Raw genomic sequence first — 11,253 nt, 5'->3', positions numbered from 1 at the left:
CCGCCTTATGTTTGTGCGCGCTGGTTTAATAGATGATAGAATCCATGATGATCAGGTAGTAATTTTTGAGTTCAGGTTTCATCTGGTTAAAGGCGACATTTACCCCGGCTACCTCATGGGCCACGGTCTTAAGCTTTTCCACATCGATATGGTCTTTATCCATATCACCGGCTATCATGGCCCGGGCAATCTCTACCGAAAACTCGGGGAAGAAGACCCCTACCGGAACCGGCCAGGTGGATAGGCGTCCGGAGACACCGGCGGCAGCAGCCTTATCCTTTATCATCTGGTTAATCTTATCAAAGTTACCGGCATCATTGCCGCTGATTTCCAGCCCCATAGCGGCGGGAAAACCCTGGGTGGGAGTGGGGCAGCATTGTTCAGCCATGATGAACCCCAACTTGAGGGCCTGGGCAATGATAACATCCTGCATGGGGCAATTGCTTCCAAAAATACAGGTGTCTTTGCCGTATTTGGCGATTTGACGGGGGATATCTTCCTGCAGGAACTGCAGCATGGGGCTGGGGCCGGCACCGGTCTGCGGGTCCGGGGTGCTGATGTCGACAAAGGTCATTCCCAGTTTTTCGCTGGTTTCCTTCATCTTGTCCCTGCGGCTGGCCAATAGTTCTTTGGCCATGTGGGTGGGAAATGAATAGTGGATAAAGGTTTTGGCCCCCATCTTGTGAGCTTTGGCGGGGATACTTTCACCCCGGGCCAGCCAATCGGTATCCAGGCAGAGGTCTATATACTTTGCCATCATGTCGGGGTCATCCCATATGGGGGCAGTTATAACAATCAAATCCGGCCGGTTTTCCTTTAGCTTTTGAATAGCAGGCAGGATTCCGGAATAACCGGCACAGATTATAACCGCCTTAATATCTTTGTCATTACCCAGGCTGGTAATCTGGGAAACAGCAGTTTCCTGCTCGGCGGAGAAATTCTCCGGTAATACAATATGCTTTATCATACCGGGGTATTTTTCCATGGTCCTTTGGGCGCCGCGAAACTCATCTTCACTGGCTGAAAGTGTCGGGGTGACCATCCCTATCCTGTACTCCGCAGTTGGGCCTGATTTACCGCCGGTTGATTTGGTACCCGAACTGCAGCCGGTCAAGCTTAATATAAGCATCACGGATATTAAAAACATGGATATCCTTTTTTCCAAAACTATCTCTCCTCCCCGATTAAGAAGTTTTTTCCCGCAAAACTGTTAACCATGGCCCCCTTCCCGGATGCTTTTTTGAAAAAGCACAATGTCAGATGGTGCTGCTAGTATTATATTATAGCATTAATAGTATTAAATAATATTATTGAATATATTTCTCCGTTATTACGGCCAATTAACTGCAAAAAAAAGAATTTCCCAGCTCTTGGAGAGGTATTGACAAAAATCTTTTGGCTGTTGAAAACAGACGGCAATCAATATATTAGCCGTTGTGGATTCATTACTTTCGCTAATTATTATACCTGCCTGCGTTTATACCCGACCGGGGGGCGGATTTTTGGTTCTTCACCTGTGTTAATATAAGCATAATAAATAGCTGGCTTAATCAGGCTGGCAGCAAGGGAGGTATGTGTATGTTAGTCACGAGGCAGGCTCCTGATTTTACTGCCGAAGCATTTCACCAGGGCAAAATCAAAAAGGCAAGTTTATCTGATTATAAAGGCAAGTGGGTAGTGCTTTGCTTTTATCCCGGAGACTTCACCTTCGTTTGACCGACCGAACTGTCACACATAGCAGTTGGCTATGACGAACTCAAGCAACTTGAGGTTGAGGTTCTGGCAATGAGTGTTGACAGCCCCTTTTCCCACAAGGTATGGAATGAAACCGAGCTCAGTAAAATGGTGGATGGAGGGATTCCCTTCCCCATGCTCAGTGACCGGGGAGGAAAGATTGGGACCTTATATGGCGTATACGATGAGCAAGCAGGAGTAGATATCCGCGGCCGCTTCCTGATAGACCCCGACGGCATAATTCAGGCGGCAGAAATTTTAGCTCCGCCAGTCGGAAGAAATCCGGGAGAGCTTAAGAGGCAGATAAAGGCTTTCCAGCATAACCGGACCACTGGTGAAGTGATGCCATCCGGATGGCATCCGGGAGGACAAACCCTAAAGCCTTCAACGGCACTGGCAGGCCGGGTATGGGAAGCCTGGCAGCCGCCTAAAGAATAGAAACAAAATGTAAGGGGCTCGTCAAGGGCCCCTTATTTAGTATTGATGCCTGTACCTGCTTAAAGGCGACAGCACCAGCTTGGCTTATTTTGCTTGGCGGCCTTTAAAGAAACAGGCTAAAATCAAGGCGATGACGCACATGGCGGTGGCGACCAGGAAGCAGTCGCCCATAGCCGTGACCATGGATTCCTTAACCGCCTGACGGACGATCATGTTGCCGGTCAGGGCTGGTACGGACTGAAGCGGCATGCCCAGGCCGATAGCCAGGGACTGCATCTCCGCCTGCAGGTGCAGGAACTCATTGCTGTTCAGATTGATAGCCGGGGCCAGGTTAACCAGATACACGGCCTGGCGGTTTTGCAGGATGGCGGCGAACATGGCGATACCGAAGGCCGAGGCGACCTGGCGGATAACGTTATTAAGGGCCGAGGCCCGGCCTACCAGATGCGGGGGGACGGTATTCATACCGGCGGTGGTGGAGGGCATGAAGCAGAACCCCATACCGAAGCCGCGAATGACCAGCCAGAAAATCATAACGGCAAAGGGAGTCAGGGCATTAAAATTGTGCAGCATGTAGGTGGTTACTACCAGAATCGCCAGTCCTCCGGTTACCAGCGCCCGCGCTCCGTAGCGGTCGAAAAGCCTCCCGCTGAAAGGCATAACCGCACCGGAGGCCAGAGCGGCCGGGAAGAGAATAAGGCCGGTGCGCATGGCGGTTTGCCCCAGTATGCTCTGCAAAAGCAGAGGCATAAGAAATATTACGGCATACATGCCGATGGAAATAAGCGAACCTACAACGATGGCAATAGCGAAGATGTAATTCTTAAACAGCCGCAAATCCAATACGGGTTCATCATGGTGCAGCTCATTATATATAAATATGGTCAGGGAAAAGGCGGACAGGAAAAGCAGGAACACTATGTAAGGAGAGGTCCAGCCGTATTTATTGCCCTGACTGAGCGCCAATAACAGACAGAAGAAGCCGACAGTGGAGGTTAAGATGCCGATAAAGTCAAAACTATGTCCTTTTATCAGGGGAGTCTCTTTTAAACGGGCAGCGGCCAGGAAGAGGTTTAATATGCCTACCGGTACATTAACGTAGAAAATGAAACGCCAGGAGATATAATCTACCAGGTAGCCCCCCAGGGTAGGCCCCACTGCCGGTGCGGCCATAACGGCGATTCCCCAGACGCCCAGTACCATTCCCATCCTTTCCCGGGGATAGTTCTGATAGAGGATGGCCATGCCCAGGGGCTGCATAATGCCTCCCCCCAGTGCCTGAAAGACCCGAAAGACGATCAGGCTGTTGACACTCCAGGCTATACCGCACAAAAACGAACCTATGACAAAGAGGGAGAGGGCGGCAAAATAAATGCGCTTGTAGCCGAAACGGTCTCCCAGGTAGCCGGAAACCGGCATGATGATGCCCAGAGTGAGCATGTAAGCGGTTACTATCCATTGGGCCTGGGCCGGAGATGAGTTGAAAACGCTGATCATTTTGGGCAGGCTGACATTGACTATGGTACCGTCCAGTATGGCCATAAAGGTACCGATTACTATGACGGTAAGGACAGAAAAATTAAGCTTTTCCTCCGCCCCCGTTCCGACTGCTGCTTTATCCATAGGAGATACTCCTTTAATCTGCGGTGTAAATCTTGACTACGGCTGAGGTACCGGGTTTTAAGACCAGCCCCTGGCTGTTAACGCTTATTTTAACCGGAATCCGCTGGCTGACCTTGGTAAAGTTGCCGGAGGCGTTTTCCCCGGAGAAAAGTGCGAAAGTGCTCTGGGAAACTTCCCCTACGGTTTTAACCTTGCCGGTAAAGACTTTTCCGGGATAGGCGTCGATACGAATTTCCACCCGCTGTCCCTTTTGCAAGCGGCTGATTTTTTTCTCTTCAATATTGGCGGTGACCCAGATATTGCCGGGGCGGGCCAGGGAAAGCACTGTCTGCCCGGGGGAAAGGGTTTCACCGGGCTGGGCCGCGGTGCGCACTACCAGACCGGTAAGCGGGGCTTGCAGTACCGAATTGTGGTAATTAAAAGCGGCAGCCTCATAAGCGGCCTGAGCCTGGCGGATTCCGGCCAGCATAACCGGTTCCTGGGTTTTACCTGCAGCAGCCTGCTGCTGCTCGCTGTCCCGCAGGCCGGTCTGGGAGGACTGCAGGCTTAGACGTGCGCTTTGCAGTGCCGTTTCCGCTTTTTGATAATTGGAACGCGAGGCATTGAGGGTTTCTTCAGCAATGGCTCCGTTTTTAAAAAGTTCCTCATTTTTGCTCAGAATCCGCTGTGCGTCTTCCCGGGAGATTTCTGCGGTCTTGACTGCGGTAGCGGCGATGGCCACCTGGTCACGGGCTTTTTCCACCAGGATAGATTTGGACTGCAGGTCATAGGGTAGACGCGCATAATTGGCCTGAGCTGTATCCAGAGCAGCCCGGGCCTGTTCCGTGGCGATGCGGTACTGCTCATTGTCCAGGCGGGCCAGCACCTGGCCTTTTTTAACCTGATCGCCCTCATCTACCAGCAGCGCATCCAGCCGTCCCCCCACCCGGAAGCTGATGTCACTAATATCAGTGGTTACTTTGGCGTTATCGGTGCTTATAGTGGTTTGCAGCAGGTGCCACCAGTAAAACCCTGCTCCGGCAGCCGCCAGGCAGACGAGAAGCATTATCACCATAAACTTGCGTTTTTTTGGTGCATCCTGGGTTATATCTGCGACCGGCTTATCCTCTTCCATGTAAATACCTCCCCTTGCATCCTGATTAGCAGTCTTTCATTAAGTAATACGCTCCGCTCCCTGATTAAAAAATTACCCCTTATCCGGCAGGCGGCATGGCTCAATTAATCCTTCCCACAGCAGGGCTTTAATCAACGTCAGGTCAAATTCCCGGTCATTGCTCATTGACTGGCTTTCGATATGGTTAATCATCAGACCTTTCATCATGCTTTCCAAGGCGCGGATAAACTCCCGGTTTTCTACCCGGAACAACAAACCGCTATCCCTGGCCTTGTCGATTATCTTCGCCACCAGTTGGTTGCGGTGCTGGTGCTTCTCTCTAATCTGGTTTAAAAAGGCGTTATTAAGATCACCGTCGCTCTGGCGAAAGAGCAGAGCCAGCACCAGATTGCTGTAATCGGTATAGAAGTCATACTCCAGTTCTATCAAGTGTTCCAGAGCTTGGAAAGAATCTCTGCAACCCATGCATTGTTCCTGTAAATCACTGCAAAGCTGGTCTATGCCCCGGCAGATGATATAAACCAGAATCTCCTCCTTGCCGCTGAACAGCTTATAGAGGGTGCCCTTGCCAAACTCGGCTTTCCGGGCTATTTCGTCCATACTGACCCGGTCAAAGGAATGGTGGGCAAAAAGCTCGTAGGCTGCATTGCCGACGAAATCCTTTTTAAAATTCTTTTCAATCTCTTTACGAGACAACTTCATAATCGGACCTCCAAAGTTCAAAAAAATGACTTATAAGTATTAGTATAATACTTAAATTACAATATTAAAACTGCTTATCTGGTTTTTAATCAGAAATGAGCAGAATCACCAAAATACTGCCAAATCAGGCAGGGCATAGCAGCTATTTTAATCTATCATATAGCCAAGATCGGAAGGCTGGGATAAAGTAAAGGGTGAACCATTTAAAGAACAGCGGGTATCAGGGGGGAAGAATCTGAAGGGCGTGGCTAATATTTATGAAGCCTTTCACCAGGTTTATTATGGATAAATGGAACAATGATGAAAGGAGCGGGAGGTAATGGACTTTCTTATACAGCGTTTCTGGCATACCTCAGTCCTTCGGGATGATGAACATTACTTAACAGCTAAAACCAGCTATATGGATTCTCTAATGGAACGCCTGGCGGTGATGCGGTTGGAAGTCAGCACTTTTATGATAAGTGAGGCCTGGCTGGGGCGTTTGGGTGGGCCTGGAGATATGGGCGAAAAACGTGAATATATTGACAGCATGAAGGGCGTAAAAGCCTACCTGGGCAGCGGCTCACAGTTAAGGCGGGCTCTGCATGGAATTAAGGATGAGCACGAGCGGTCACTGTTCAATGATTCGGTTATAGGGGTGGTACAGGCTGAGACCTTTCTTTACCGGGAAAGGGGTTATGATAATGCCGCCAAGTACAACCAGGCCTGGGAAGATTTTTACGTCGGCTCTTGCCGATATTATAGCAACCTGCATAGAATCAGTACTTCCTGGGGAGATTATATAGGTTTCCCGGGGAGGGAGGAAAACCTCTTTGACCGCTGCAAGAGCCAGCAATTATACCGGGATGATGAGGGCTCTTACGTAATAAACGGCAGCCTGATCGATTCTTTTCATCAGGTTAACACCAGCTTAAAACTGGATAACGGCATGAAAGTCATCGCAGCCCGCAGCGAGTTACTGAAGGTTCCCGACGAGGTATGCCGGGAGTCAGCCGACCAGATGGCGAATGTTACGGGGCTGCTGCTGCCGGGAATAGCAAAGAAAGAATTGGCCGGCTTACTTGGGGCGGGGCAAGGATGTGTGCATTTAATTGATTTGCTTTACGACAGCGTAAAAACCCTGGAACTATATTTAAAACAATCATCTTGATCCGCTCCGTCAGGCTAAACCTTTGCAGGCACATAGGGCCAACTGATTGATTCCGGCCGCATATGCTGACTGGTTTGCCTGTAACCGGGTCAACGGTTCTCGGAAAGATTACCCGCAGTAAGTATTGGCCGAGGCAGGGCATGCAGGAAACGGCAGAACAATTCGCTCCCACCGTTATAAACATCTGTTTTAAAATGGCTAAAGCATAACGCTTGAGCGGTATAGCAAAATAAACCGGCGATGTAGCCTTGACGCAGGAGAACCCAATTGTTATATTTGTACTATATCAAGTAGTACAAACGAGAGAAGGTGGTCGCTTGTGGCTTGACCTAAACCCACGTTCCAGTACTCCCATTTACCAGCAGCTGGTGGATGGCATAAAGGAAATCGTGGCCCGGGGAATAATGGTTCCCGGGGAGCGAATGCCCACGGTTCGTGAACTGGCTTCCGAGCTGTCCATAAATCCTAATACCATTGCCAAAGCTTATCAGAAATTGGAACAGGAAGGGATAATCGAAACCATGCGTTCCCGGGGAACTTTTGTGGCGGGACGTTCGACTGTCCGCGATAAAGGAATGGTCAAGAAGCAAGTGTCCGCTCTGGTGGAAAAGGTGTTGGTGGAAGCTTATCATCTGGGATTAAATCGAGAAGACATTATACAACTTTTTAAAGCCTGCCTGGATGACTGGGAAAGAAGGGGAGGAGAATAATCATGGATCTGGCTATAGAAACACAGGCTTTAAGCAAATCCTTTGATGGACTTAAGGCGATTGATGAACTCTATCTGGCGGTTCCCGCCGGGTCCATTTTCGGACTGATTGGTCCCAATGGAGCAGGCAAATCAACTTTGATTCAGATGCTGACCGGCATAATCCGCCCGGATAGCGGAGAAGGGTTTATCCTGGGGCAGAGTATCCGGAAAAAGGATGGCGGCATAAGAAACCGGGTGGGTTATGTGCCTGATGTACCGGTGATGTATCCCGGTTTTACGGTGGCGGAGATTTACCGCCTGGGCAGTAAACTATACCCGTTCTGGGATTGGGAGCGCTGCCGGGAACTGCACCGGAGCTTCCGTTTGTCTGAAGGCCAGCGTATACGTAATCTCTCCCGGGGCCAGAAAGTGCAGGTGGCTTTGATCATGGCCCTGGCTCTGCGGCCTCACCTGCTGCTGTTGGATGAACCTACCGCCGGCCTTGATCCGGTAGTACGACGCGCTTTTCTGCAAACCGTTATTGAAGAAGTTGCCAGCCAAGGAACTACTGTGTTTTATTCTTCCCACAATCTGAGCGACCTGGAGCAGAGTGCGGATCACATCGCCACCCTCTACCGGGGACGGGTGTTGTTCAGCCGTACTCTCGATGAGTTGAAGGAATCGGTGCATCGTCTGCAGTTGATTTTTACCGGGGAACCTCCGGAAGAGGCGATTAAAACACTGCCGGGGATAGTGGATTGCCAGAGAAGCGGGAGGGTTATGACCATCACCATAACCGGTCACCTGGATAGTATTTGCCCCGGGTTGGCGGTATTGGAGCCGGAACTGGTCAAGGAATTAAATCTCGACCTGGAAAGTATTTTTATAGCTTTCATGAAATCAGAGGGGTACTATTTGGGAAGTGAGAAATAGAGAAGTGAGGGGCGGCCAGTGAAAGTAGCAGATGATGGGCTCAAAAGTAAGCGGCCCGTATTCGCAAATAACTGCGGGGAGGCGGTGAGATGAGGATAATGCGAGGTCTGTTGTGGAAAGAGTGGCGGCAATACGGCTGGATTTTCGGGCTGGCTTTTATAGTTATCAGCCTGGAGCCGGTTTTGGTTCCGATAAGCTACTGGATATACCGGGTGGGAGACCGGGCAGATGCCTGGTCATACGGGATCAAGGCTATCTTGGCGCCAGGCCTTTCGACTACCGAAACTACAGCTATGATTGTGGCGGTGCTCTTGGCAGCGCTGATGCTGGCCGGGGAGCGGGGCGGCGGGCTTAATTACCTGGCAAGCACCCCGGTAAGCCGGCGGCAAATCATAGAGGCCAAGTTTATCAGCGGCAGTCTGGCCCTCGCGGCCATTATGGCTGCCATAAGCCTGTTTCTGCTGATCGCGGGTCATCTGTTGCCGGCCCAGTACAGTACCCGGGAGGTATTGCTATGGTCGGTCCTGACTACTGCTGCTCTGCTTTGCCTGTTCAGCCTGGCCCTGCTGGTGGCCTCGTTTTCCCGGGGAGTTCTGTCATCGGCTCTTTTTACCGCCGTTATCATGGCTGCACCCTGGATGCTGGCCAGCCAAATACTGTACATGATTCGGCTGTTTTGCCAGGTATCCGCTGTTCTGGAGCTTAAAGCCCGCTATATAGCAACCTATCTTTTTATTCCTGACTACATAAGCCGGGACGGCCGTTATATCTGGAACAGCAACCCGGTTATAGACCGGGTTGCACCCGATTATCCGCTGGAAGTTGTCATTCTGCTGTTGGCTGCACTGCTTTTCCTGGGGCTGGCAATAAAAATATTCGAAAAGAATCCCCTGGAGCGCCAGGGCGAGCTATTGCTTTTCGGCAATTTCAAGCAAATCGGGCTGCTGTTTTTCTCATTCCTGGGAGCCATGGGATGGGCCGGGGAAGTGGGTACGTCACTATTATCATTTTTAGCCTATTTCTTTGTCATGTGGCTGGGAATATACCTGGCTATGGTTCTTATAGTGCGGATAATGGCCTGGGTGCTTCAGAATCGCTGAAAGTGCTGCCGAAGGTTACCGGATATGGAGGTAGCCGCAGTGATTTTTGAAAGGGCTTCCCTGCAGACGGGCGGCCTGGTTTTTGCCGCCAGCCCGGCACGCAAGATCGGAATTGCCATCGTAGCCTTGTATATCTCCTGCTTGCCGGTATTTACCCGGGTCGGGACACTGTTGATATTTGCCTTTTGTTTTACATTGCTGGCCGGGTTTATTTATATAGATTTCGAGTATCTGCGGCGTTTTCTGCATCACGGCCGGCAATTACCGTGAAAAAAGATAACTGGTCAAGAGTTTTGCAAAATATTAATTTAATATAACCATAACAGTCCTGATTTCATAAGCTATAACAAGGACTATTATGGAGGTGAACCTATGGCTGACGATTTTGTTCTGGGAAGCCGGATTTTGAGGCGGGGCGACACCGGCAGCGATGTTGAATTGACCCAGAACTTTCTCAAGGTACTGCCTGAGCCCATCGGCACCCAGATTAGTATGGCGGAGAAGGGGACGTTTGGCCGGGAAACAGATATGGCAGTGAAGAAGTTTCAAAAATATTTCGGTCTGACGGTTGATGGCGTGGTAGGGAAAAATACCTTTCTTTTTTTAGGGGTGCCGACCGGATCTTATCTTCCTCCGGGCGCTCCCTTGTTCGGAGCTCGCACTCTGCAGCGCGGCTCCTTCGGTTATGATGTCTGGGTCTTGCAAAACCGCCTGGCCACAACCGCTAAAAAATTTACCCAGGCCCTGGGCGGACCGGCAGACAAAAGCTTTGGCTCCAGAACCGAGGCGGCGGTAAAAATGTTTCAACGGGATGTACACTTAATGGCCGACGGGGTCGTTGGCCCCAAAACTTTCTTCCAGTTATATAATTTTGCCGGTATGGGAGCAAGGATACTGCAGAGAAATCGCGGGGATCGTAATCGGGGTTATGATGTTTACTGGCTGCAGCGCAGTCTTAAGGATCAGGGTTATTATGAAGGCAAACTGGATGCCATCTTTGGCCCGGCTACGGAAGAGGCGATAAAACAGCTGCAGGCGGCGGTGGGGATAAAAGCGGATGGGATTGTTGGTGCCCAGACCTTTTACCATCTGGCCAGCTTCTGAATGTTGACCGGGAGCCTTTAATGAGCTGAGGACATGAAAAATCGCGGTTACTGAATAGGTAGCCGCGATTTCTTCAAAAAATACGGATTTGAATAGGCGCCTGGTTAATCATGGTTTTACCATTTATCCCAGCGCACTATCTCTTCCAGAGGACGGCGGGGAGGTAATGACGGATTTTCTGCAGCCTTGCCTAATGGTACCAGGGAAACGACCCGGAAAGCATCAGGAAGACCAAGCACTTCCCTTACGGCAGAGTCCTTAAAGCCCCCCACCCAGCAACTGCCATAGCCTAGGGCAAAGGCAGCCAGAAGCATATTCTGGGTAGCATTGGCGGCATCCAGACGACTGTAGTAATTGCGGCCCGCATCTCCGTAATGAGATGAGCGCTCCGGGTCAACGCAGACGGCAATAACCACTGGTGCCTGGGCTATCAAATCCTGACCCAGGGCAGCCTGATGCAACCGTGACTTTACCTCCGGGTCTCTAACCACAATAAAATAGCAGGGCTGTAGGTTCCCGGCCGAGGGAGCCATCCGTCCCGCCTCCAATATTTTCATAATATCCGCATCATTTACCGGGTCGCTTCTATAATTCCTTACACTGCGTCTTTGGCTAATAACTTCAAAACAATCCAATCTGTATCCCTCCTGGTCAAATATACTTA

12 protein-coding genes are annotated in these 11,253 nt (G+C 50.5%); 7 read left to right on the top strand and 5 right to left on the bottom strand.

Features of this window, described 5'->3' with window-relative positions; genetic code table 11:
* Positions 1-25 precede the first annotated feature (25 nt).
* Positions 26-1,165, bottom strand: a complete 1,140-nt coding sequence (locus ACU70B_RS13195; protein ID WP_447183982.1) for a DUF3798 domain-containing protein — start codon at positions 1,163-1,165, stop codon at positions 26-28.
* A 413-nt stretch (positions 1,166-1,578) separates the two neighbouring features.
* On the opposite strand from ACU70B_RS13195, the gene prxU reads away from it, so the two are divergent.
* Positions 1,579-2,172 (top strand): thioredoxin-dependent peroxiredoxin, encoded by a 594-nt coding sequence (gene prxU / locus ACU70B_RS13190; protein WP_447183981.1) that lies wholly within the window; start codon positions 1,579-1,581, stop codon positions 2,170-2,172.
* Between the two features lie 84 nt (positions 2,173-2,256).
* Here the strand turns inward: prxU and ACU70B_RS13185 are convergent, their stop codons facing one another.
* From ACU70B_RS13185 to ACU70B_RS13175, 3 genes are all read right to left on the bottom strand, one after another.
* The gene (locus ACU70B_RS13185; RefSeq protein WP_447183980.1) at positions 2,257-3,795 is read right to left on the bottom strand and encodes a DHA2 family efflux MFS transporter permease subunit; all 1,539 of its coding nucleotides are present in this window, start codon (positions 3,793-3,795) and stop codon (positions 2,257-2,259) included.
* Positions 3,796-3,808: 13 nt separating this feature from the next.
* Positions 3,809-4,909 carry an HlyD family secretion protein gene (locus ACU70B_RS13180; RefSeq protein ID WP_447183979.1) on the bottom strand — a complete coding sequence of 367 codons (1,101 nt, stop codon included), beginning with the start codon at positions 4,907-4,909 and terminating at the stop codon, positions 3,809-3,811.
* A 72-nt stretch (positions 4,910-4,981) separates the two neighbouring features.
* Complete coding sequence (locus ACU70B_RS13175) at positions 4,982-5,611, bottom strand: TetR/AcrR family transcriptional regulator (RefSeq protein WP_447183978.1); 630 nt, start codon at positions 5,609-5,611, stop codon at positions 4,982-4,984.
* Positions 5,612-5,930: 319 nt separating this feature from the next.
* On the opposite strand from ACU70B_RS13175, the gene ACU70B_RS13170 reads away from it, so the two are divergent.
* From ACU70B_RS13170 to ACU70B_RS13145, 6 genes are all read left to right on the top strand, one after another.
* Positions 5,931-6,761: a DUF2889 domain-containing protein gene (locus tag ACU70B_RS13170; protein ID WP_447183977.1), complete on the top strand. Its 831-nt coding sequence runs from the start codon at positions 5,931-5,933 to the stop codon at positions 6,759-6,761.
* 317 nt (positions 6,762-7,078) lie between these two features.
* Positions 7,079-7,471: a GntR family transcriptional regulator gene (locus tag ACU70B_RS13165; RefSeq protein ID WP_447183976.1), complete on the top strand. Its 393-nt coding sequence runs from the start codon at positions 7,079-7,081 to the stop codon at positions 7,469-7,471.
* Positions 7,472-7,473: 2 nt separating this feature from the next.
* On the top strand, positions 7,474-8,385 hold the full coding sequence (locus tag ACU70B_RS13160; RefSeq protein WP_447183975.1) for an ABC transporter ATP-binding protein: 912 nt from the start codon (positions 7,474-7,476) through the stop codon (positions 8,383-8,385).
* Between the two features lie 89 nt (positions 8,386-8,474).
* Positions 8,475-9,485, top strand: a complete 1,011-nt coding sequence (locus ACU70B_RS13155; protein WP_447183974.1) for an ABC transporter permease subunit — start codon at positions 8,475-8,477, stop codon at positions 9,483-9,485.
* Between the two features lie 39 nt (positions 9,486-9,524).
* Complete coding sequence (locus ACU70B_RS13150) at positions 9,525-9,755, top strand: hypothetical protein (RefSeq protein WP_447183973.1); 231 nt, start codon at positions 9,525-9,527, stop codon at positions 9,753-9,755.
* A gap of 102 nt (positions 9,756-9,857) precedes the next feature.
* Positions 9,858-10,589, top strand: coding sequence for a peptidoglycan-binding domain-containing protein (locus ACU70B_RS13145; RefSeq protein WP_447183972.1), 732 nt, complete (start codon positions 9,858-9,860; stop codon positions 10,587-10,589).
* Between the two features lie 116 nt (positions 10,590-10,705).
* Here ACU70B_RS13145 and ACU70B_RS13140 read toward each other — a convergent pair whose 3' ends face one another.
* A complete protein-coding gene (locus tag ACU70B_RS13140) occupies positions 10,706-11,224 on the bottom strand; it encodes a nitroreductase family protein (protein ID WP_447183971.1) in 519 nt (172 codons plus the stop codon).
* Positions 11,225-11,253 lie beyond the last annotated feature (29 nt).

The organism is Syntrophomonas curvata, from assembly GCF_052976825.1.
The sequence above is the reverse complement of the archived record's forward strand: the minus strand, read 5'-3'. Positions and strand labels throughout refer to the sequence as shown.